21 protein-coding genes are annotated in these 22,060 nt (G+C 49.8%); 8 read left to right on the top strand and 13 right to left on the bottom strand.

Going from position 1 to position 22,060, the window contains the following annotated elements:
* Positions 1-281: 281 nt before the first annotated feature.
* On the bottom strand, positions 282-2,135 hold the full coding sequence (locus tag FYJ73_RS05285; protein WP_154533662.1) for a TonB-dependent receptor: 1,854 nt from the start codon (positions 2,133-2,135) through the stop codon (positions 282-284).
* Between the two features lie 19 nt (positions 2,136-2,154).
* Positions 2,155-3,144, bottom strand: a complete 990-nt coding sequence (locus tag FYJ73_RS05280) for a DUF362 domain-containing protein (RefSeq protein WP_154533661.1) — start codon at positions 3,142-3,144, stop codon at positions 2,155-2,157.
* Positions 3,145-3,349: 205 nt separating this feature from the next.
* Between FYJ73_RS05280 and FYJ73_RS05275 the strand changes: the two genes are divergently transcribed.
* A complete protein-coding gene (locus FYJ73_RS05275) occupies positions 3,350-4,378 on the top strand; it encodes a carbohydrate kinase family protein (RefSeq protein WP_206081695.1) in 1,029 nt (342 codons plus the stop codon).
* Positions 4,379-4,447: 69 nt separating this feature from the next.
* Here the strand turns inward: FYJ73_RS05275 and FYJ73_RS05270 are convergent, their stop codons facing one another.
* The 4 genes from FYJ73_RS05270 to FYJ73_RS05255 are packed head-to-tail and all read right to left on the bottom strand — an operon-like array spanning position 4,448 to position 7,243.
* Entirely contained in the window at positions 4,448-5,005 is a 558-nt protein-coding gene (locus FYJ73_RS05270) for a flavodoxin (RefSeq protein WP_154533659.1), read from the bottom strand.
* Positions 5,006-5,013: 8 nt separating this feature from the next.
* Positions 5,014-5,586, bottom strand: a complete 573-nt coding sequence (locus FYJ73_RS05265) for a flavin reductase family protein (RefSeq protein WP_154533658.1) — start codon at positions 5,584-5,586, stop codon at positions 5,014-5,016.
* A 7-nt stretch (positions 5,587-5,593) separates the two neighbouring features.
* On the bottom strand, positions 5,594-6,193 hold the full coding sequence (locus FYJ73_RS05260; protein ID WP_154533657.1) for a cyclophilin-like fold protein: 600 nt from the start codon (positions 6,191-6,193) through the stop codon (positions 5,594-5,596).
* 6 nt (positions 6,194-6,199) lie between these two features.
* Positions 6,200-7,243 carry an alpha/beta hydrolase gene (locus FYJ73_RS05255; protein WP_235899240.1) on the bottom strand — a complete coding sequence of 348 codons (1,044 nt, stop codon included), beginning with the start codon at positions 7,241-7,243 and terminating at the stop codon, positions 6,200-6,202.
* Positions 7,244-7,442: 199 nt separating this feature from the next.
* Between FYJ73_RS05255 and FYJ73_RS05250 the strand changes: the two genes are divergently transcribed.
* Positions 7,443-8,351, top strand: coding sequence for a helix-turn-helix domain-containing protein (locus FYJ73_RS05250; protein ID WP_154533656.1), 909 nt, complete (start codon positions 7,443-7,445; stop codon positions 8,349-8,351).
* A gap of 310 nt (positions 8,352-8,661) precedes the next feature.
* Here FYJ73_RS05250 and FYJ73_RS05245 read toward each other — a convergent pair whose 3' ends face one another.
* From FYJ73_RS05245 to FYJ73_RS05215, 7 genes are all read right to left on the bottom strand, one after another.
* A complete protein-coding gene (locus tag FYJ73_RS05245) occupies positions 8,662-9,273 on the bottom strand; it encodes a polysaccharide deacetylase family protein (RefSeq protein WP_154533655.1) in 612 nt (203 codons plus the stop codon).
* A 7-nt stretch (positions 9,274-9,280) separates the two neighbouring features.
* A complete protein-coding gene (locus FYJ73_RS05240) occupies positions 9,281-12,610 on the bottom strand; it encodes a protein O-mannosyl-transferase family (protein ID WP_154533654.1) in 3,330 nt (1,109 codons plus the stop codon).
* 833 nt (positions 12,611-13,443) lie between these two features.
* Entirely contained in the window at positions 13,444-13,956 is a 513-nt protein-coding gene (locus FYJ73_RS05235; protein ID WP_154533653.1) for a toxin-antitoxin system YwqK family antitoxin, read from the bottom strand.
* A 436-nt stretch (positions 13,957-14,392) separates the two neighbouring features.
* Positions 14,393-14,578 (bottom strand): hypothetical protein, encoded by a 186-nt coding sequence (locus FYJ73_RS05230; protein ID WP_154533652.1) that lies wholly within the window; start codon positions 14,576-14,578, stop codon positions 14,393-14,395.
* Positions 14,579-14,791: 213 nt separating this feature from the next.
* Positions 14,792-15,910, bottom strand: coding sequence for an energy transducer TonB (locus FYJ73_RS05225; RefSeq protein ID WP_154533651.1), 1,119 nt, complete (start codon positions 15,908-15,910; stop codon positions 14,792-14,794).
* Positions 15,911-15,988: 78 nt separating this feature from the next.
* Complete coding sequence (locus FYJ73_RS05220; protein WP_154533650.1) at positions 15,989-17,125, bottom strand: AI-2E family transporter; 1,137 nt, start codon at positions 17,123-17,125, stop codon at positions 15,989-15,991.
* A gap of 47 nt (positions 17,126-17,172) precedes the next feature.
* A complete protein-coding gene (locus FYJ73_RS05215; RefSeq protein ID WP_154533649.1) occupies positions 17,173-17,787 on the bottom strand; it encodes a thymidine kinase in 615 nt (204 codons plus the stop codon).
* 141 nt (positions 17,788-17,928) lie between these two features.
* Between FYJ73_RS05215 and rsmI the strand changes: the two genes are divergently transcribed.
* The 6 genes from rsmI to pyrH all read left to right on the top strand — a co-directional run bounded on the left by rsmI (position 17,929) and on the right by pyrH (position 21,949).
* Positions 17,929-18,618 (top strand): 16S rRNA (cytidine(1402)-2'-O)-methyltransferase, encoded by a 690-nt coding sequence (gene rsmI, locus FYJ73_RS05210; protein WP_154533648.1) that lies wholly within the window; start codon positions 17,929-17,931, stop codon positions 18,616-18,618.
* Positions 18,615-19,496 (top strand): Cbp1 family collagen-binding glycoprotein adhesin, encoded by an 882-nt coding sequence (locus FYJ73_RS05205; protein WP_206081693.1) that lies wholly within the window; start codon positions 18,615-18,617, stop codon positions 19,494-19,496. Before rsmI ends, FYJ73_RS05205 begins: the two co-directional genes overlap by 4 nt.
* 20 nt (positions 19,497-19,516) lie before the next feature.
* Complete coding sequence (locus tag FYJ73_RS05200; protein WP_154533666.1) at positions 19,517-19,948, top strand: nucleoside deaminase; 432 nt, start codon at positions 19,517-19,519, stop codon at positions 19,946-19,948.
* A gap of 9 nt (positions 19,949-19,957) precedes the next feature.
* Positions 19,958-20,341: a YraN family protein gene (locus FYJ73_RS05195; RefSeq protein WP_154533647.1), complete on the top strand. Its 384-nt coding sequence runs from the start codon at positions 19,958-19,960 to the stop codon at positions 20,339-20,341.
* Between the two features lie 40 nt (positions 20,342-20,381).
* Positions 20,382-21,128: a biotin--[acetyl-CoA-carboxylase] ligase gene (locus tag FYJ73_RS05190; protein ID WP_336509578.1), complete on the top strand. Its 747-nt coding sequence runs from the start codon at positions 20,382-20,384 to the stop codon at positions 21,126-21,128.
* Between the two features lie 113 nt (positions 21,129-21,241).
* Positions 21,242-21,949, top strand: coding sequence for a UMP kinase (gene pyrH / locus FYJ73_RS05185; RefSeq protein ID WP_154533645.1), 708 nt, complete (start codon positions 21,242-21,244; stop codon positions 21,947-21,949).
* The last annotated feature ends 111 nt before the right edge of the window (positions 21,950-22,060 follow it).

Here is a 22,060-nt window from a genome sequence, read left to right as displayed (position 1 = left end):
CTGTTCAACTCTCCTTTCGGCCATACACTGAAATCAACATTTTCTTTCATATTCTTTTGCGCATTTACAGTTGCCACTGCCAAGAGCAGTGCGATGACGGTGGTAATGATTTTCATTCTTTATTTTTGTTTCCGGTTGCAAAGTTACGAGTTTCCTGCAAATAGGCTGTTACCTCGATTAAGGCTGCTATAACCCTTATTGCGGAAATCGTGTCTACACGCTTACGAGAATAGAATGCTTCTTCAAAAAGCTCGCTGGAATGACACCAAAAGAGTACACACCTACAGTTGCACTTCAACACCTGCCATGACTGTGGCACGCGGCATGGGGAAGCCGGCGTTGACCTCATAGTGCTGGGCAAGTAGATTCTCACCATGGACGAAGAATTTCAAGGCACGGCTGACACGCAACGAAGCCGTGAGATCCCACAGCCAGAAGTTCTCGGTCTTAGGGCTGTTGTCGGCTGTATGCAGCCCATCAATCCACTGCAATCCACTGTGCAGCGTGAAGCGTCCCGGCTGCCAGTCAGCTCCCATGAAAAGCTTATGCTTCGGTGCGGCAGTGAGCGTGCGGCTGGTATGAAGGAAGCTGTAGTTGGCATCTAAGCGCAGATGCCGCATGGGTACGTAGAAGGCAAGGAGCTCAAAACCAGAGTTCTCCGTGCTTCCCGTGTTGACATTCAGCGGGCGGCCATTGACCATCTGTGTGGTGATAAGGTCTTCAGCGTTGAGATAGAACACGTTGAGTCCGTAACCTAAGTGTCCATCCAACAGACGTTGGCGTAGTGAGAACTCATAGTTCCACAGGCGTTCCGGCGCAAGGTCGGCATTGGCGGGGCGGAACATGTAGAGTTCACGCAGCGTAGGGTTGCGGAAGCCTTTGCCCACAATGGCTTTCAGCTCCATGTTGTAAGGCAGACGGGCAGTGAGCCCTCCCTGAGGTATCCACTCCGATCCTGACACGCTGTGGTGGTCAAGGCGCAGGGCCACGTCGGCAGTAAGCCACGACAGCAGTTCCTGGCGAATGTCGGCATAGCCCGCTACCTCATTGACGGTGCGGTTGGCAAGATCCGTGCGACTGCCGTCTGCCATCGCCTTCTGCCAGGCATGTCCACCGAAGTGCTGATAGTCAAAGCCCAGCGTCACGCGAGTAGTGGAGAAAGGAGCAAAGCTCTCATAGGCAGAGACGCCTCCCATGCGATCATTGTGCATGTAGTAGACGGTCTGTGCAGGCCGCGTAGCAACATGTCCGTCGTTGATATGATGATGTCCCCAGTTGTAGAACGCACGCACAGCACCTGACATACGACTGTAGTCGTTGGTGAGCGATAGCGCTGTCATGCCACGGGTGATGAGCATGTCGTTGTCGATGAGCGGTGCCGAAACGGGGCCCAGGTTGGACGACTCCTGATAAGCAATGTTCGCGGTGCCGTTGATCTGCCAATAACGCGAGAGGTCGTAGCCGAGTTTGAGAAAACCACTTGTCTGACTGAAGGCTGAGTTTGCACGATGACCGTCGGTGCGCTCATAGTTCAGTGCGGCAATGGACGAGAAACGGCCTTGACGCAGGCGGTTGGTGGCGGTGCCAATGAAGGTACCGTAGCTGCCACCTTGCAGATTAACATTGGTGCGCACGCCATTCTCCCGCATCTGCCGTGTCACGATGTTCACCACTCCGCCCATGGCATTGCTGCCATAGATTGTCGAGACGGGGCCGCCCACGACCTCCACGCGGTCGGCCATCATCGTTTGATAGGTATCGGCAAGCGGATGCCCATAGAGTCCGGCATACTGTGGCAGTCCGTCTATGAGCACGAGCAGGTCTGCCGAGCCACCGACACCTCTCATCTTGATGGTTCCTGCAGCACCTGTGCTCAGACCATAACCGAGGATGCCGCGAGTAGTGACGAAGAGTCCCGGCACTTGCTGACTCAACGTAGGGAGCACTGATGGCTGATAGGTAGCTGTAAGCTTGGAGCGGTTGATAACCGACACGTCGAGAGGCAAGTGGCGAATGTCGGAACGATAGCGCGTACCAGTGACCACCACGTCGCTCAGACGCACCGAATCTGTTTGGGCATAGGAAAGGTTAGCCGCACCAAGCAGTGCAGCCAACAATAGCAATTTGTTATCCATGAAGATTTAGAGGGGGGGATTATTTCTTGTCGATATTGACGATGGTGTATTTCTTCGAGCCGAGTCCTATCTTCTCCGCCCAGTCGATGGTGTGAGTGCCGTGCTGCTTGTCGATGCGCTTAAGCAGGTCTGTAGGATCGTTATTCGCCGTCACTTTCTGATTGTTGATGATGTCAACACAGGCCTGGTCGAGGGCCACGGGGTCGGTGCTGGCGAGGATGCCATAATCTTCCAACTTCACGGGAGCAGGATGGTCGACACAGTCGCAATCAATGCTCATGTTGTTCATCACGCTGATATAGATGATACCATTCTCCTTCTGAAAATAGTTCACCACGGCTTGAGCGGCAGCAGCCATGCTCTCCAAAAAGGCGTCTTGAGGGGCGATGTACTTCGGTGTCCACACCGAGTCCATATTGAGTTTGTTCATTTTACCAGCCGTATGGATGTAGGCCTTTCCATTGGATGAAGCACAGCCGATAGAGAGGTTCTTAATTGCCCCACCGTAGCCACCCATGGGATGACCTTTGAAGTGGTTGAGACAGATCATGAAGTCGTAGTTGGCAAGATGTCCGCCTACGATGTCGTAGTTCAGATGGGTATGGTCGCGCACGGGAATGCGTATCTCATCGTATTCGTCCATGATGTCGACGGGGAAATACTTTGTAAAGCCGTGGCGGTCAATGACCTTCCAATGATTGGCAGAGTTGTTGCGCACGTCGTTAGGATCGCCGCCATAGGCGGTGTTGTTCTCTACAATGGTACCGTCAACGTCATAGACGAGGTCTTTGATGAGCTCCGGTTTGAGATAGTTGGGATTGCTGCCCTCGCCGGTGCTGATTTTCACGGCCACACGTCCCTTGGCTTTCACGCCTAATGCCTTGTAGATACGGACGAGTGAGGCGGGAGAGATCTCGCGTGTCAGATAAACCTTGGACTGAGCCCAGGCCGTTGTGCCCATAATAAGCAGTGCGGCTACCGCAAGGTTGCGGAGAAAGAAATGCTTCATAATCAAAAACTGTTTTATAATTATTACTGATTGCAAAGATAGTGCTTTTCTCGAAATGTCGGTTTATACAGAATATTGTTTTTCTTACCTTTTTTACGGTTTCTTGTTCACATCTTTCGGATGAAGACAAAAAAGTCACAGTCAGCAGAAGCGAATAGCGAATAAAAGGTTAACTTTGCAACAACAAAAACCAACATACATGATAATGGAAATATATAATAAGGTGAGACGAGCTTGCAGATCGATATTACTGCTTGGTATGCTGCTTGTCTCGACAATGTCATTTGCCCAGACTACTCGAACGGTTTATTGCATGGGCGAGACTGTGATGGACATTCTCTTTCGTGGCTCCACTCCCATCGCAGCCAACGCCGGTGGATCAGCCCTCAACTCAGCCGTGTCGCTCGGAAGGGTAGGAGCACATGTGGAATTTATAGGTGAAGTCGGCAACGACTCTACGGGAATGCACATTCTCGACTTTCTCAAAGACAACCATGTGGGTACTTCCTACGTCCATCGGTGTGAAGGGATGCGGACCACCGTTTCCCTTGCTTACCTGAACGAGCGTAACGACGCCAGCTATGTGTTCTTCATGGACACGCCAAAGGATGGTCCAAGCGCTGTCGCCCCCGATTTCCACAAGGACGACATTCTGCTCCTAGGCTCTTTCTATGCTGTCAATCCGCGCAACCGCCAGCGTGTGGAGCTTGTCTTGAACAAAGCCCACGAGCAAGGTGCCATCATCTATTACGATATCAATCTGCGGTCGCCCCATGCCTCTATGCTGCCGCAGTTGATGCCTGCCATTACCAACATGATGAGCCATGCCGATGTCGTGCGGGCCAGCCGTGGCGACCTGCGTACAGTGTTTGGAACCACAGATGCTGACAGCGTCTATCATTCTATCATCGCCCCTCGCTGCAAGCAGTTCGTTTGCACTCGTGGAGCCGATGCTGTGACCGTCTTCACAGGAAAAGGGAAGACAGACTATCCCGTGAAGAAGATCAGGACGGTGAGCACCATTGGGGCCGGAGATAACTTCAATGCAGGATTCATCTATGGTCTTATTCATCAGGGCATCACTCTGAAGCAATTGGCAAATGAGCTCACAGCAGCCCAATGGAAAAGCCTTGAGCACAATGCCCAACTTTTTTCGCAAGACTGCTGTATGCATCTTGGCAACTACATTTCACAGGAACTTGCAGATAAGCTAAAAGCCAGTTCTAAAAATTAGGTTTAGAAACCCAGTTGATGGTATATTTGTTGTCGTCTGTCATCTCCTGCATCTGTCGGGCTCCATGTATCAGCGATTACGCTCAACCCACTTCTGCAAATCAACCTTCGATGTGCGGTTCAGCAGCTTACCTTCTTTCCAGTTTATCTCTGGATAGGCTGCTGCTAAATCAGCACAGGCTTTCTGAATGCTGCTTCCACCGGAAGTGGCAAAGGGGATTACCGTCTTGCCTTTGAAGTCATAGGTCTCCAGAAACGTGTTGATGATGGTTGGAGCGGTGTACCACCAGATAGGAAAACCGACATACACTACGTTATACTCATTCATATTCTGGAGCTTGCCGCTGATGGCAGGCCGCGAATGCTTGTCCTGCATCTCCACCGATGAACGGCTTTGCTTGTTCTGCCAGTCCAGGTCCGCATCCGTATAGGGCTGTTCCGGCTTGATTTCATACAGGTCAGCACCAGCCACTTCTGCCAGTTGCCGGGCAGCGGCCTTGGTCGTACCCGTAGCAGAGAAATAAGCTACCAATACTTTCTGTTCCATTTTTGTCGCTGTTTTCTTTTGCGAGCAGGCACTCAGGCTGATGGCCAGCAGTACCGAGAGTATCATTATAATTTTCTTCATACTCATTCTTATTCATATTTCAGTGTCTCACCATAAGCCTTCCCCATCTTCACGCAATCGCCGATGATGTCGCCGGTGCGCAGATACTTATAGGTAGGCATTTCGAAGAGTACTGGCTTCAGCTTTGAATAGTCAGGCTTGCCCTTCTCGTCAAGCATATCCTCTTCGACATAGGTATTGAGGATGTTGCAAATGTAGTTTTTGAAGCCGTCTATCTCATAGGTATCCACGACCTCACACTCCATCACCAGCGGAGAATGCTCGATGACGGGCATGCCAACCTCGCCAATATGATATGGGAAGATGTCCGACTTGTCCACTTTTGCCCCGCTGACCGTACCTGTGTAGTCGGCTGCGGCAACGAATGTCTCATCGATGATATTGACAGATAACTTGTGCTGCTCATCAATGGCTTTCACACTGTGGTGTGACGAGTGGACACTTAACAGTAGTTTCGAGTGACTGACAATGCCGATGTGTGCTATGAGCATCCAGTTTACCTTCCCCTCTTCCCCGACAGTTCCTACTACTGTGGCTGGCGTGGGATAGAGTGCCAGTTTCTTTCCAATATTCTGTTTCATATTGATTCTATTTCATGATTTTCTTTCCGTCCTTGATGACGATGCCTTTGTGGCTGGCAGAGGCAGGTGTACCGTTCAGAGTGTATGCACGCGAATCAGTACCTACGGTGTTCCGACTCTCGTTGCTTATATTGCTGATGCCTGTCGCATCTGACGTGAGCGAGAGGGTGACGGTGATGTTGCTCTCTCCTGCTTTTAGGAATGTGCGTAACTGGCTTTCCGACAAACCGTCTATCTTGCCCAGGCGGGTGTAACTCCATGAGTTTGAACCATAGAAAAGGCAGATGTTGCTGCCGTTATAGAGAACGACATCTCCCGGCTGTGCCGTCATCTGCTGGTTGCTCGTAGGGAGCGAGAAACCAAGCGGTCCCCATATCTCGCAGCCGCCACTGGAGTTAAGCGTAACTGTGACAGCACCGTTCTGTAGCCGTTCCACGAGTTCCTGCGTTGCCGCATTATTGGCAAGGGTTATGCTCTGAGTCTGTCCTGCGATGGTAATATACATTGTCATATCGTTTCCTGTCTGCAATGTCTCCGCCTGCATCCCGCCGTTGGACGAGCAACAGATGAAGAACATGGTCATAATTGTCAGCAGATAATTTCTCATACACGATTATTTTAGATTCTCACGGAAAAATCGTTCGATCTTGTCGTAGGGGATGACACCTGCCACATCGTCGTAAAGGTCAACGTGCGATGCTCCGGGGATGATGTAGAGTTCCTTGTTCCCTACCTTGGCACTCTGCCCCTCGACATGCTTGCCCGTCATCTTCTCGAAGGCATACTCGGAGAAATAGCGTGAGTGAGCCTTCTCGCCGTGGATGAGCAACACGGGATTCTCAATCTCTGCGGCAAAGGCCAGCAGCGGCTGATTGAGGAACGACTGACACCCCGTGACGTTCCAGCCGTCGGTCGAGTTGCCTGAGCGCTCATGGTAGCCGCGCTCCGTCTTGTAATAGGCATGGTAGTCCTTCACAAACCGGGGAGCATCCTCTGGCAGCGGGTCGATGACGCCGCCTGCACGCTTGTATGTTCCTGTCTTGTAGTCTTCCGTGCGCTGCCGGGCCATGGCCTTGCGCTTCTCCATGCGTTGTTGCGGGGTGTCTTCGCTCTGGAAGTAGCCCTCGATGTTCACCTTGCTCATGTCGTACATCGTGCTGGCGACGGTTGCCTTGATGCGCGGGTCGATGGCAGCGGCATTGACGGCCATACCTCCAAAGCCGCAAATGCCGATGATACCGATGCGCTCAGCATCTACATTATCCTGCACAGAGAGAAAATCGACGGCAGCGAGGAAGTCCTCGGTGTTGATATCGGGCGAAGCCATGCGCCGCGGTTCGCCGCCACTCTCTCCTGTGAACGAGGGGTCGAAGGCAATGGTGAGGAATCCACGCTCTGCCAAATGTTGGGCATAGAGACCGCTCGACTGTTCTTTCACGGCTCCAAAAGGTCCACTAACGGCAATGGCTGCCAGTCGTCCCTTAGCGTTCTTGGGTGTGTACATGTCGGCAGCGAGTTCGATGCCGTAACGATTGTGGAAGGAGACCTTCTTATGGTCGACCTTCTCACTCTTGGGGAAAACCTTGTCCCACTCTTGTGTCATCTTCAACTGTGTCATCTTTTTTGTGCTTTGCGCCCCAGCAACGACAAATATCATCAGAAATGCCAAGGCTGTGATTATTCTTCTCATCTGTTGTTATCTTTGTTTCCGGTTGCAAAGTTACGAGTTTCCTGTCAACAGGCTGTTACCCCGATTAAGGCTGCTATAACCCTTTTTGCTGAAATTACAGCTTCCCTCTTGCGTAAATAGAAAAATTCAACTAATTTTGTACGAAGAAACATAAAGACAGATAGATATGAGCGACACAACGATCATCCCCATCGACAGTATCGATAACTATAATAAGATGTATGGCTTCGAGACCCTGCATCCCTTGGTGAGCGTGGTAGACTTGGCGGAAGCCACTAAGATTCCCAACCACGTCACCTTCCGTTATGGCGTCTATGCGCTGTGGCTGAAGGACGGTATACAGTGTGCGCTGCATTATGGGCGCCAGCAATACGACTATCAGGACGGTACCATCGTGAGCTTCGCACCGGGGCAGATGGTGCGCGTGGATATGACGGAGGAACAGCTCCATACGCCGTCACACACCTTAGGACTCCTCTTCCATCCCGACCTGCTCTTTGGCACGCCCTTGGGGAAGGCAATCGGAAGCTACCACTTCTTCGACTACGCCTCAGCTGAGTCACTCCATCTCAGCGAGCGCGAGCGGCGGATGTACACCGACACGCTCAACACCATCCGCTTCGAAATGGAGCAGCCCGTGGACAAACATTCGCAGACCATTCTTACTGACCGCATCAAGCTCATCCTTGACTACTGTCAGCGCTTCTACGACCGGCAGTTCATAATCCGTCACAAGGAGAACTCCGATATTCTCTCTGCCTTTGAGCGCAACATCAAAGATTATTTCGAGCAGGGCTTAGCCGTGCGCGGCGGACTGCCCTCAGTGGCTTACTTCGCTGATAAGGCTTGTCTGTCACCGGGCTACTTTGGCGACCTCATTCGTAAGGAGACGGGAATGACGGCACAGTACTATATTCAACAGCACATTCTCGCGCTTAGCAAGCAACTGCTCCTCGACCCTTCGCAGAGCATCTCGCAGATTTCCGACCGCCTCGGCTTCCAGTATCCCCAGCACTTCTCACGCTTCTTCAAAAAGCTTGCGGGAATGACACCAAAAGAATACAGAGAGAAGTAAAATAAGATGGAAAGTATTCATTAAAAGGCACCACTAATGACCATTATTGTTTACGAAATGTACACAGAGTCAACCAAAATAGGGTTTAAGAACAAACAGTCAACATTACTCATAACAATATATGAACATGTAATCGCGTAGATATATGATAGCAATAATCCCAAATATGTGCCTACAGCGAACAAGTCTTTTAGTGATAGTAAATATAATCTTTTATATCTAAAATTATAAAATAGTACAATAGAAAAGGTGATGGAAACGGACAACAAATGACTGCTCGACGACCATGCTGACTCTTCCGCAGGCAAGATCACTCGATGATCTTGAACTCATAACCTTGATCCTTGAGCCATTGCAGTGATAAAGGCAAAGCGATCTTCAGCTTGTCAATACTCTTCAGCGAGTCGTGAAAGGTGATGATGGAACCATTGCGTGCATAGCGCTTCACGTTGTTAATAACATCCTGAGCCGTCAGCCATTTGGAATAGTCTCTGGTAACCAAGTCCCACATCACGATCTTGTATTTCCTTTGCAGCCACCAGTATTCTGAATGACGCATCCATCCGTGCGGCGGACGGAAGAGATGTGACTTGATCAACTCGTTGGCCTGTGCCGTGTTGATGGCATAGGTGATCGTCCAGTGCTTGAAGGCTCCAATATGATTAAACGTGTGGTTGCCAACCTGGTGTCCTTCTTCAACGATACGGTTGTAGAGGTCGTGATTTCGCAAAACGTTCTCACCGACCATAAAGAAAGTAGCCTTGGCACCAAACTTTCGTAAGGTGTCAAGGATAAATGGTGTCGACTCCGGTATCGGACCGTCGTCGAACGTGAGATATACAGCCCGCTCGCTCTGATCCATTCGCCACAGGGCGTTTGGATAGAGCCAGCGGAGCCATTTAGCGGGTTGTTCTATAAACATGGCGAGGTTACTGTCCTAATTGCTGACCGCCTTTACCTACATACATGCGATAGTAGGCGTCGATTTGGCTGTTTTGCTTTTTGGCCAGAGCTGGGTCAACCAGTTCAGTGATCTTAGTCATCTCTGTCATAATCGACAGCTGCATCAGGCAGTCACGCTGAGAGCCTTGGAACTGAATGCCTTCCTCACTCAGATAGTACTGCTCGTATTGGCTGGCATTCTTCCATACTTGGTTGATAACTTCCAACGCCTTCTTCTTCTGTCCCAACAGGGCGTAGGCATGGGCAATGTCATTGCCGCCACTCATGTAGTTCATCGGAATGTTGTATGTCGGGAGCTCTTTCTCAGCCTTCTGCAACACCTTCAGTGCCTTGGCCTTTTGTCCCTCGGCGATAAGGTGAAGGGCAAGCTGACCGAAGAGACGGCGATGAGTGTAACACATGCGCATGACGGTCTCGTCGATATACAGGCCAGGCTTGCTCAGACCACCATAGCGGTAGCGGAACATCAGGTTGTTGTAGACCTTCTGCGTGTCGTAGTTCTTAGCGCCCGGAGCGTTGGTTGTGAACGGCGAAATGCGGTTGGCAAGACCTTCCTGAATGAAGTTGTCACCGAGATTCATATAGTTTTCCTGACCCACCGTCAAGGCGACATAGATAGGCCGCGTCCAGTTGCAGTGCGCAATTATCTCCAGCATCATCAAGTCGTTCTTGTAAAGAGCGTTCTTGCCTTTCAGCGAGATGACCATACGGTCGGGGATGGTGTCACTGGCCATCATCATGCCACTGTGCTTGACAGCGTTCTTGTCGATGGTAACGTAGAGCGTATCGGTCGGTATGACATGCATGTCTGCGTCTTTAGAGCGTACCCAGTACTTCATCACGTTGGCCAGTTCGAATGGATTGTCACCGAACTGAGCCTTAGCGGCCATCGGATTCTTCTTGTAGAAGTCAAGAACCTGTGACTTCAGACTTGGGTTAACTTCGACATATTCGTTGGTTCCCGAACAGTAGTCGAGACGCGGCCAGGTGATAGGCACGGAAGGCGAACCATAAGCCGGACGCTTCATCTGGTCGATATACCAGTCGGTTTGCAGATAGCTGAGGTTGCAGACACGTGCGTCGGTGCGTACGCCCTCTGTCTCCTGGTTGTACCAGAGTGGGAAGGTATCGTTGTCACCGTTGGTGAAGATGATCGGATTGCCCTTGTCCTGGAGCGTCATCAGATAGTTGCGGCCGAAGTCGCGGCAGGTGTAACGGCCAGAACGGTCGTGGTCATCCCACGTCTGGCTGACCATTTGAATAGGTACGAGCAGGCACGCAAGACTGAGCGCACCGATAGCGATCGGGCTTTCGACCTTGAGATATTTCTTCATCAGGTCGACCAAGGCGGCCACGCCCATACCACACCAAATGGCGAAGGCATAGAACGAACCGGCGTAAGCATAGTCACGCTCACGTGGCTGTACCGGCGTCTGATTGAGGTAGACAACGATGGCAAGACCTGTCATGAAGAACAGGAAGCAGACTACCCAGAACTGACGGATGCCGCGACGACCACGGAATGCCTGCCAGAAAAGTCCAATGAGACCCAACAGCAAGGGCAGACAATAGAAGACGTTGTGACCTTTGTTCATCTTCAGATCGTCAGGCAGTTTGCTCTGATCACCCAGGCGGGCGTTGTCGAGGAAAGAGATACCCGTGATCCAGTTGCCGTGCTCAGGCTCGCCATTGCCCTGAATATCGTTTTGGCGACCTGCAAAATTCCACATGAAGTAGCGCCAGTACATGAAGTTGCACTGGTAGGACAGGAAGAACTTGATATTGTCGATCTGTGAAGGCATCTTCACGGTCATCTGCTCACCGCAACGGTCATAGGGAACTTCAGTACCATCTACGCCACCCATCCAACTCTCGTAGTCCTGTGCATGGTTGCTGTCCCACATACGGGGGAAGAGCATGTTCTGCGCATAGATATAGTTGTTGCGGTGAGAGACGATGAAGTAAGAGTCCTTCTCATCCTTGGAAGCCTTTTCCTTACGGCTGTAGATAGGAGCGCCCTCGGTCATCTTAGGCTTGCACATGTCGCCATCCTGCTCCAAGGCGACCTGCGAAGTGTAAGCCTGGCCATAGAGTAGGGGATAGCTGCCATACTGATCACGGCTGAGATAAGAGCCCAACGTGAAGATATCCTCCGGAGAGTTCTGGTCCATCGGCGGGTTGGCAACCGAGCGGATGACGATGAGCGCATAGCTGGAATAGCCGATCATCAGCATCAGCATACACAGCAGCACGGTATTTTTCAGATGAGAACTGACGAGATATACCGGTTTCTTTTCCACAATCTTCTTGCGGTTGAACAGCCACCATACGATCGCGAGGATGACGATGCCGCAGACAACGGCGCGCCAGCCGTAGCCGACAAACGGAATACCGATCAGCGCGAAAGCCAAGAGGGTAGAGATGTTCTCCAGTTTTCTGTTGCGTCCGACATAGCTTTCATAGATGGCCCAAAGCGTGGAAGCCACCAGCAAAGCAATGTAGATGACCAGACCTGTATTGAAAGGCAGGCCCAATACATTGACAAAGAGCAACTCAAACCAGCCGCCCACAGTGACAATGCCCGGGATGACGCCATAGAGCACGGCGGCCACCAGCACAAAAGATACCAAGAGGGCGATCAGAGAACCCTTCAGCTCGATGTTGGGGAAGCGACGATAGCAGTAGACCAGCACGATGGCAGGCAGACACAGCAAGTTGAGCAGGTGCACACCGATGCTGAGTCCTGTCATATAGAAAATGAGTACCAGCCAGCGGTCGGAATGGGGCTCGTCGGCATGGTCTTCCCATTTCAGTATCAGCCAAAACACGATGGCGGTAAATGCTGAAGAGTAGGCATAGACCTCACCTTCCACGGCAGAGAACCAGAAGGTGTCACTCCATGTGTAGATCAGTGCGCCTACAACACCACTGGCTTCTATGGCGATGGTCTTGCCCAAGGTCAGCGATGCCCAGTCCTTAACAATCAGTTTGCGTGTCAGGTGTGTGATCGTCCAGAACAGAAACAAGATTGTGGTGGCTGAGAGCAACGCGCTCATCGTGTTCACCATGCGTGCTACCTGGCTAGGATCACTGGCAAAATGACTGAAGAGATTGGCCGTGAGCATGAAGAACGGTGCCCCGGGCGGGTGACCGATTTCAAGTTTATAGCCTGTGGTAATAAACTCTGGACAGTCCCAAAAAGAGGCTGTCGGCTCGATGGTGGAGCAATAGGTAAAGGCCGCTATGGCAAACACAAGCCATCCCAGCACATTGTCCACTAATCTGTACTGCTTCATTATTTTATTAACCTATAATTGTGTTATTGCAATAAAAACTTTGCAAAGATAGCAAAAAGCAAGGAGAATAGACGATCTTTCAGAACTTTATTTAATATTTTTATCTTAAGAATGAGAGAAAACTAATTTCATGGTATCTGTCTCTGATGTTTTATGATGTTCTTACCAATGTTTTGATGAAGCAAAGCCAAGAGACCTTGGGAACAAAGCCGTGTGATATTGGGAACGAAGCTATGTGATATTGGGAACGAAGCTATGTTATATTGGGAACGAAGCTATGTTATATTGGGAACGAAGCTATGTTATGTTGGGAACGAAGCTATGTTATGTTGGGAACGAAGCTATGTTATGTTGGGGACGAAGCTATGTTATGTTGGGGACGAAGCTGTGTGTTCGAGGGGTCGAAGCTATGTTATCTATGTTGTAATGCTATAGCAAAAGATCCTTCGTTAAGCAGAGAATGATTGAAACCTACGTAGCGAAGGACCTTTTGTGAGATAGAAAAATCCAAGCAGATTTTTCTTGATTTTACATAGATTACCATCGAATGATCATGTTTTACCCTTTTTGAGGCTTAGAAAACAGTTTTTCGTATAATGGACGTTATGATAAATAAATATGATTTGCCCATGATCATCTTCCCAAACTCACGTTGGGGTGAAGATCTGTTTCCCCTCTTTTATGGGTATAAAAAAGCCCTTCATTCTCACGAACAAAGGGCTCAATAAAAGAAATTAAAAAATAAATCGTATTATTATTGTAAGAGAGATTCTATTTATGAAAATAAGACTGTATTGTATTGACTTTATATTATCGAGTTATCTGGCTACCGATTACTGAAGAAGCTCATGGATCTCGTTCAGAGGACGCTTCTCCTGTGTACCGTCCGGCATGGTAACCATGAAGTAGTCGTATTTCGACTTACCATTGCTGTATTCCACCACAGCGACACCGCCGTTGCGAAGCTGCAATGTGAAGTAGCCCTGGCGCTTGCCGTTGACATAGTTGCCATGGAGCTTTTCCTTTCCATTGACATAGTATGTAGTGACTTCGCCATTGAGAACGGTATTCTTGTCATTGCCAAGATCGATGAAGCTGTATCCACCCTCGGCTTTGAGGTTGCCGTTCATATAGTAGTCCTGGAAGACATCTTCCTTGTTGAGTCCTTTACCATCCTGCTTGAGCAGACGATAGTAAGCAGCTTGACCACGATCCTGCACGTTCTGCTGATCAGCAGCGTAGTAGATAGTGTCTGCAACTACTGTTGCGCTCTCGCTTACATGCTTACGAGCTGAAGCACTCAGAACAGCGAGAAACATCATTGATAAAATCATCAACTTTTTCATATCGGTTTCCTTTCTTAGTTTTACTTTTTCTTTTTGACACTGCAAAGGTATGCAATTTATATTGAATCTCCAAATTCCTTTAACACAAATTTATCATTATTTTTAGCCTCAATTTTGATTATAATTTAGAAGCGGCCTTTATTTTTATTTTGAAACAATTTGGGGCCGAAATAAGCAAAGTGTAAGTTCGGCTTTAAACTTCTAAGAGGTTTAGCGACCATATAATGACATAACGAAAGAGTAGAAAGACAAAGCGCTATTCTCGCATATGATCTGATGAATTTTAACTTAAGTATAAAAGACTCGGTTTGTAAGTAACATTTACCTTATGATCACATTGATATGGATCAAGAAAACAAGCTTACAATTCGAAAGTGAACAACTGGAATAACATTGGTTTTTGATAGAAAAACGGTCAGAAATCAATGTTTTGATTTCAAATTATCAACACTGATGCTCTCTGGCAGTACATCCAAGTCTGCTGTCGGCCATGCGCTGATGACAACTTCACACCATTGTTGAAGTATCCATCGATATCGGGCAGACTGTCACGCAAGTTGGGGATGTAGATGGCGACCGACACAAGGCCGATAAACAGCAAGGCGATGATCGTAATCAGCAAGAACCACGCTCTGTGAAGAAAGCGGCTGATAAGCTGACGGATGTGACAGTACTGACAACAGTGGTGACGATGATGGTGATGATGTCCATTTCCGTCATGAAGACCACTACCTCCAGGATGGTTGGGATACTGGTTTACTGTTTTTTGTCATTGGTTGTCTGTTTAGCAGATATAATATATAAATAGGTGTAGAGGCCTTTTAGAGTCGCTGTCTCATTGGAATCTAAATCCTCTGACCAACCGTGTCAGTACAGCTTTTCCTGCTTTCATGGCAGGTTTCAATGGAGGCATTCCTCTCACGACCGACACAGCCCAGCGATCCGCCGATGGAGAGACGGGGTTGATAACGGCCAAGTCGGTCGGTCGGCCGTCGCCATCAACGACATATGAGACGAGCACCGTGCCGGCACCCTGGTAGCTGGAGATAGTCTGGGCAGCCATATAGCGTCGAGCCAATTCTTTGTCTTTTTCTGTTGGCATTACGTCTGGCGCGTAGCAGAGGGTGTCTTTGCCGAGGATCTGTGGCAGTGTGGCATAGACGGGCTGATGGACTGCCGAGGGCTTCAAGAGGTTGCGGAAGTTCTTGGTTAAAACCGGTTTGGCATAATCGTAGCGCATCTTCAACTCTGAGGTATAGCCACCATTGTCGAAACCATATCTGACGCGCATGCCGACAAGAGAGTCTTCGGGCCACACAGACTGCACCTCCACGGATTGCAGACTGTTGTATTCGTCATCGCTAAGGACACTTGTGAGTAGCGAGATCAGAGGACTGTCGCCTGATGATTGCAACTGATAGGTCTTCATCAAGTCCGCCAATGAGCATATTTTTTGAGTGTGCAAGTCATAGACACAGACAAGATGTTTGTCGTCAGCCTGTTGTGCGCTCAGCGGCTGCGGCAATACTTTGCAGTCGAGTTGATAGACGATGTATCTACCCGGACTGTAGCTCTTGATCTTAGCTGAAGCGTCGACGTAGCAGAAATGCCTGTCGTCGGGCAGGCTGTCGAGCTTTTCCGTCACCGGTGTGCCAAAGCGTGCGAGGAAGCTGTGCTTGGACGTATCATAGTCAGCGTTGTCGGACATCAGCACCGTGGCGGCGATCTGCTGTTGCAACGGAGTGACTTTTGTTGAGTCTATGACCACTGGCCACTCTATATCCATGTCTACAACATTGAAGTCCCTACCCTGCCGCATAAGCGTATGGCTCTTGTCATATCTGACGAGATAAGCGTAGCTGCGGGGCGACTCGATCACTTGTGCATGTAAAGGAGTCAGAGGCAACAGTACCATAATGACACATCCAAGACAAAACGATATATACTTATTCATAAGGGCAAGTAATCTATAATATGGTATTCAAGGGAGGTGTGTCTCGATGCACACCTCGTATAAAGAGCTGGAGAACTTTTATGCCTCTGCCGTCGGGCCGCCTGTATTCTGCGGTTGTTGGTCAGCAGACTTTGTCCTCAGTCTTCTCACACTCTCTTCCTTGGTGACATATTTCTTCCAGTAAGTGATGATCAGCGTGGTCAACGGTAAAGCAATGATCAAACCGATGAAGCCCAGGATGGCACCCCACACCGAGAGCGAGAGCAGAAGAATTGCCGGATTGAGTCCCATGGCCTTGCCCATGATATGCGGCGTGACGATCATGTCGCTGATCACCTGTACCAAAGCAAAGAGACCTACCGCCAATCCGAAGACCACCCAAAAGTTCTGACCAGTGTCGGCAGCCTTGAGCATGGCCAGGAAAGCCGTCGGGATGAGGGCGAAAGTATGGAGATAAGGCACCAGGTCAAGTACTCCGATAAGAATGCCCAAGCCTATTGCCATGGGGAAATCCATGATCGTAAAACCAATGCAAAACATGATGCCCATGCAAAGAGCCACCAGGCCTTGACCGCGGATGTAGTTGTTCAACTCCCGTTCTACGTCTCCTGCAAGCTCGTGCCAGAAAGGACGGTTCTTCACGGGGAAGATACGGATCCAGTTGTTGGTAAGGAATTCGTAGTCCATAAGGATGAAGAACATATATAATAAGGTGATCAGCGAGGCCACAATGCTCATCACGATGCTGGCCGTCTGACTTACTACCGAGAACAGCTTTGGGGCTACATTCTTCAGGATATTGGTAAAGTCGGGGCTCTTGAAGAAGTGTTCCACCGTGTGCTGGTTATGGATGAGCCAGTTGGAAATCCACCCGCTGATGTTGTTGGTGTGCGCTGCTCCGTGCACCCAATGGGTGAGAATGACATACAACCGCTGGAACTGTTCGATCATTGGCGGAATGATGAAATAGAGCATACCGCCAATCACGGCAAAGACAAAGATCATCGTGATGATAATCGACAGGGCACGCACCCGCACATGGAGTTTGTTCTCCACAAACTTCACCATAGGGTAGAGCAGATAGGCAAAGAGCCATGCCACGAAGAATGGTAGCAGCACACTGCTCAGATAGTCCACTAATAGAAGCACTACCAAGACAATGCTACCAACTCCTACCCAACGTATGAAACGATCAAATGTGATTTCTTTTGGCATAATACGATGATTGACTGATAAAATCCGTGCACACGGTTGCCCATGTGCTATTTTTCAAAGAGACTGCGGCTTTGCGCATTGCGCTTGTCGTTGAGCAATGCCTTTTGGAAGCACTCTCGGCAAAGGGGCTCATACTCTTGTTTCTCACCGAGCATCACCTGTTCCTTGTCATTGACAAGCCTATGGCTGGCATAGGCCAGTGAGCCGCACTTCACACAGATGGCATGCACCTTGGTCACCTCGTCGGCCACAGCCATCAGCGCAGGCATCGGTCCGAAAGGATTGCCAAGGAAGTCCATGTCCAAACCGGCAATGATGACGCGTACCCCCTGATAGGCCAGTTTGTTGCACACAGCGACAATATGGTTGTCAAAAAACTGTGCTTCGTCAATACCGACGACGTCACATCCTCCCGAGAGCTTCAGTATCTCATCGGACTGATGCACGGGTATGGACCGTAAAGCGGTATGGTCGTGACTCACTACATCACTGGGTGAATAGCGCACATCCATTGTCGGCTTGAAGATCGCAACGTGCTGTTTGGCAAAGCGGGCACGGCGCAGACGACGTATCAGCTCTTCGGTCTTGCCGGAGAACATGCTGCCACAGACCACCTCAATGCGGCCGGGGCGACGGCTCTCACCTATCAGATTTTCTGTCATCTCTTCTCTTTCTTTTTATTTGCAAAGATAATAAGAAAAGATGAATTGGCATCGCTTGCATATCTACATTTCTTCTTACTAAGGAAAAAAACAAATAAAATTTGGGCATAGCGAATATTTTGCTTATATTTGCAAATGATTATGGGTACATTGTATATCATCCCCACTCCAGTGGGAAACATGGAAGACATCACGATGCGTGCCTTGAGGATTCTTAAAGAGGCTGATCTGGTGCTGGCTGAGGACACTCGTACCTCAGGCAACCTCTTGCGGCACTATGAGATCAGCAATCATCTCATGGCCCACCACAAGTTCAATGAGCATGGTACAACGTCGGGTATCATCGAGCGTCTCAAGGCCGGGCAGAACATCGCGCTCATCAGTGATGCCGGCACACCGGGCATCAGCGACCCGGGGTTCTTCCTTGCCCGTGAGGCGGCACGCAACGATATCGAGGTGATCACTCTGCCCGGTGCCACTGCCTGCATTCCTGCCATCGTGTCGTCGGGGCTGCCCTGCGACCGCTTTTGCTTCGAGGGCTTCCTGCCACAGAAGAAGGGGCGCCAGACAAGACTGGAGAGCTTGAAAGAAGAGACACGTACGATGGTCTTCTATGAGTCGCCATACCGCTTGCTCAAGACCCTCAAGCAGTTTGCTGAAGTGTTTGGCACAGATAGACAGGTCAGCGTGGCTCGGGAGATCTCCAAGATACATGAAGAACACGTCAGGGGCACTCTCGAAGAGGTCATCGCTCATTTCGAGGAAACAGAACCGCGCGGTGAGATCGTCATCGTGCTCGCAGGCAAAGACACTAAAAAGCATCAGGTATGAGGAAACGCTTGCTTTACATTTCTTTCTTGTGCATGTTGTCGACATGCATCATGCTTCTTGTAACCGCATGCAAGGGAAAGAAGCAAGCACCCGTTATGCTCCAAAATATACAAGTCTCTGATTCCCTCAATAAGATCATCGCCCAACGCGACAACGAAATCAACGACATGATGGCGACACTGAACCAGATTGAGGACGGTTTTGAAGTCATCAATGTGGCTGAGGACCGGGTTAATGTCACACAGACCGGTGAGGGTGATGCCACGGACAAAGCCAAGGAGATTGCCAAGAACATCAAGATCATCACTGACAAAATGCAGGAAAACCGTGCGCTCATCAGCAAGTTGCAAAAGCAATTGCGACAGAGCAGTTTCAAAAGTCAGGAGTTCAAACGTACCATTGAGGGGCTTATGAGACGCATGAGCGAGAAAGATCAGCAACTCCAAGAACTGAGAGCTGAGCTCGACGCCAAGGATATCCATATCTCGGAACTTGACGAGACCATTGACAATCTCAACAACAACATCACTGACCTGCAGAACGAGAGTGAGCAGAAAACACAGACGATCAACAGTCAGGACATGCAGCTCAACACGGCATGGTATGTCTTTGGAACAAAGAGTGAGCTGAAGGAGCAGAATATCCTCGTTGGCGGAAAGGTGCTGCAAGCGTCTTTCAACCATAACTACTTCATGAAGATCGACATCAGAGTGGAGAAGGATATCAAGCTCTACTCCAAATATGCCAAGATTCTCACCACACATCCGGCAAGCAGCTATACGCTTCAGCGTGACAACTTCAACCAATATGTCCTGCACATCACCAATCCACAGTTGTTCTGGAGTACGAGCAAGTATCTGGTGATACTGGTCAAATAGACATGATATCATAAAGAATGATGACCGACGAAGACTTTATGCGGCTGGCACTCAATGAGGCTCGGGCTGCTTTCGAGGAGGGGGAGATCCCTGTGGGAGCCGTTGTAGTGAACAAGGGGCGCGTCATTGCGCGGGCACACAACCAGACAGAGGCGCTCCACGACGTCACTGCTCATGCCGAAATGCTGGCTATCACCTCTGCTGCCAATCTCTTGGGAGGCAAATATCTGACCGACTGCACGCTCTATGTCACCGTGGAGCCTTGTACAATGTGTGCCGGTGCGCTCGGATGGGCACAGGTGGCGCGTGTTGTCTATGGCGCTTGCGATCCCAAGCGGGGATACACTTGCTATGCGCCGCACGCCCTGCATCCTAAAGCATCCACCACTTCCGGCATACTCGAAAAGGAGTGTACTACGCTGATGCAGGAATTTTTTCGACTCAGAAGATAATCGACAACAATGGCTACTCACAACGATGTCGGCAAATGGGGCGAAGACTATGCTGCCCAATATCTGAAAGGTAAGGACTATCTCATCCTCGACCGTAACTGGAGACCGGGAAAAGGACTGGTCGATCTCGACATCGTATGTCTCACTCCTGACCGTCGGACTGTAGCCTTCGTGGAGGTGAAGACAAGAAGCAAAGAAGAAATCACCAACCCGGAAGATGCTGTCGATATCCGTAAAATGAGAAACCTTGGGCGAGCTGCCGACACGTATGTCAAAATCAGAGACATTGTAGAGGAACTGCGCTTCGACATCATAACCATCATCGGAGAGGAGAATGATCCTCACCCGCAATTAGAACATATACAAGATGCTTTCAATCCGCTCCTTATTTAAAAAGAAAAACAATAGCACGAATATCTTTCGAATCACCCGTGTGGAAGAGACCGACAGCACCAATGCCTATATTCGTCGCATGCTCTCAACCCCTCAGCAGGGTGAGGCAACCCCTGCGGCCGACCAAGCCCGCTATTGGGTTGTCACCACAGAATTCCAGTCTTCCGGGCGTGGACAAGGAACCAACACATGGGAAAGCGAAAAGGGCAAGAACCTGCTCTTCTCAATTCTCTTCCATCCGGTTTGGATTCCTGTCACCAGCCAGTTCATTCTCTCTGAAGCCATCGCCTTGGCTATCCGTGATGCATTGGCTGTCTACGACGATCATTTCACCATCAAGTGGCCCAACGACATCTATTGGAAGGATAAGAAAATCTGCGGCATTCTCATTGAAAATACGCTGAGCGGCGGACATATCAAGAACTGTGTCATCGGTCCGGGCATCGATGTCAACCAGCAGACCTTCCATAGTGATGCGCCCAATCCCGTCTCACTCTGTCAGATCGTAGGCCACGAAGTGGACCGCGAGGCTCTCCTGCAGGATATCCTGAAGCGTTTCGATGCCAACATCCAAGCGACCATCAACGGTGATTACGCAACGATCGTCGGCAACTACACGTCATGGCTCTACCGACTCCACGGCTTCTATCCCTATCGCGATGCTGACGGCGACTTCGAGGCTGCCCTTGTAGAGGTGGAAGACGACGGTCATCTTGTACTCCGCGACCGTGAGGACCACATTCGGCGTTACGCTTTCAAAGAGGTGGAATTCATTATCAACGCATGAGACGCTCATCATTCTGAATTTTGCTTCTCTTTTGAAGCAATTCAACACGCATCTTTTGATATTCAACCTTTTAGCAATCTGATATTCATCATACAACAATTAACATTCAAGATATGAGATTCAAACGTATTCTGCTCAAGCTCTCCGGTGAGAGTCTGATGGGCAAACAAGGTTATGGCATAGACCCAGAGCGACTGAGTGATTATGCCGCACAGATTAAGGAAATCCATGACATGGGCGTACAGATCGGCATCGTCATCGGTGGAGGTAACATCTTCCGCGGTCTCAGCGGCTCGCAGAAAGGCTTCGACCGCGTCAAGGGCGATCAGATGGGTATGTGTGCCACGGTCATCAACTCACTGGCTTTGAGTTCCGCCTTAGGAGCTATCGGAGTAAAGAACAAGGTGATGACAGCCATCCGCATGGAGCCCATCGGTGAGTTCTACAACAAGTGGAAGGCCATCGAAGCACTTCAGGCCGGCTATGTCTGCATCTTCTCCGCCGGTACCGGTAATCCATATTTCACCACCGACACAGGCTCTTCGCTCCGTGGCATTGAGATTGAGGCTGACGTGATGCTCAAGGGTACGCGTGTCGACGGCGTCTACACCGCCGACCCCGAAAAGGATCCGACGGCTAAGAAGTTCAAGGACATCAGCTACAAAGAGGTGCTCGACCGTGGCCTGCGTGTCATGGATCTCACTGCTATCTGTATGTGCCAGGACAACCATCTGCCTATCTACGTCTTCAATATGGACGAGAAAGGCAACCTTAAGAAGGTCATGGATGGTGAGGAAATCGGTACACTCGTGCATCCATAATAACAAATACATCCAAGTAAAAAAATCGCCGGAAGAGCTTCTTCCGGCTGTAAGCAACCAAGCCCCCTAAAGAATGAGCCTTAAGGGGGCTTTTCGTATTTTATGCAAGAA

It is taken from the genome of Hallella mizrahii, assembly GCF_009695775.1.
GTDB lineage: Bacteria > Bacteroidota > Bacteroidia > Bacteroidales > Bacteroidaceae > Prevotella > Prevotella mizrahii.
This window is presented reverse-complemented; position numbering and strand designations above follow the sequence as displayed.

Excerpts from the sequence above, each read along its gene's own strand:
- FYJ73_RS05245 (WP_154533655.1), bottom strand. The coding sequence starts at position 9,273 with ATGTTTATAGAACAACCCGCTAAATGGCTCCGCTGGCTCTATCCAAAC.
- FYJ73_RS05225 (WP_154533651.1), bottom strand. The coding sequence starts at position 15,910 with ATGAATAAGTATATATCGTTTTGTCTTGGATGTGTCATTATGGTACTG.
- FYJ73_RS05220 (WP_154533650.1), bottom strand. The coding sequence starts at position 17,125 with ATGCCAAAAGAAATCACATTTGATCGTTTCATACGTTGGGTAGGAGTT.
- FYJ73_RS05265 (WP_154533658.1), bottom strand. The coding sequence starts at position 5,586 with ATGAAACAGAATATTGGAAAGAAACTGGCACTCTATCCCACGCCAGCC.
- FYJ73_RS05255 (WP_235899240.1), bottom strand. The coding sequence starts at position 7,243 with ATGATATTTGTCGTTGCTGGGGCGCAAAGCACAAAAAAGATGACACAG.
- FYJ73_RS05205 (WP_206081693.1), top strand. The coding sequence starts at position 18,615 with ATGAGGAAACGCTTGCTTTACATTTCTTTCTTGTGCATGTTGTCGACA.
- FYJ73_RS05195 (WP_154533647.1), top strand. The coding sequence starts at position 19,958 with ATGGCTACTCACAACGATGTCGGCAAATGGGGCGAAGACTATGCTGCC.
- FYJ73_RS05250 (WP_154533656.1), top strand. The coding sequence starts at position 7,443 with ATGAGCGACACAACGATCATCCCCATCGACAGTATCGATAACTATAAT.
- FYJ73_RS05280 (WP_154533661.1), bottom strand. The coding sequence starts at position 3,144 with ATGAAGCATTTCTTTCTCCGCAACCTTGCGGTAGCCGCACTGCTTATT.
- rsmI (WP_154533648.1), top strand. The coding sequence starts at position 17,929 with ATGGGTACATTGTATATCATCCCCACTCCAGTGGGAAACATGGAAGAC.
- FYJ73_RS05215 (WP_154533649.1), bottom strand. The coding sequence starts at position 17,787 with ATGACAGAAAATCTGATAGGTGAGAGCCGTCGCCCCGGCCGCATTGAG.
- FYJ73_RS05270 (WP_154533659.1), bottom strand. The coding sequence starts at position 5,005 with ATGAAGAAAATTATAATGATACTCTCGGTACTGCTGGCCATCAGCCTG.
- FYJ73_RS05275 (WP_206081695.1), top strand. The coding sequence starts at position 3,350 with ATGGAAATATATAATAAGGTGAGACGAGCTTGCAGATCGATATTACTG.
- FYJ73_RS05235 (WP_154533653.1), bottom strand. The coding sequence starts at position 13,956 with ATGAAAAAGTTGATGATTTTATCAATGATGTTTCTCGCTGTTCTGAGT.
- FYJ73_RS05200 (WP_154533666.1), top strand. The coding sequence starts at position 19,517 with ATGACCGACGAAGACTTTATGCGGCTGGCACTCAATGAGGCTCGGGCT.
- pyrH (WP_154533645.1), top strand. The coding sequence starts at position 21,242 with ATGAGATTCAAACGTATTCTGCTCAAGCTCTCCGGTGAGAGTCTGATG.
- FYJ73_RS05240 (WP_154533654.1), bottom strand. The coding sequence starts at position 12,610 with ATGAAGCAGTACAGATTAGTGGACAATGTGCTGGGATGGCTTGTGTTT.
- FYJ73_RS05260 (WP_154533657.1), bottom strand. The coding sequence starts at position 6,193 with ATGAGAAATTATCTGCTGACAATTATGACCATGTTCTTCATCTGTTGC.
- FYJ73_RS05285 (WP_154533662.1), bottom strand. The coding sequence starts at position 2,135 with ATGGATAACAAATTGCTATTGTTGGCTGCACTGCTTGGTGCGGCTAAC.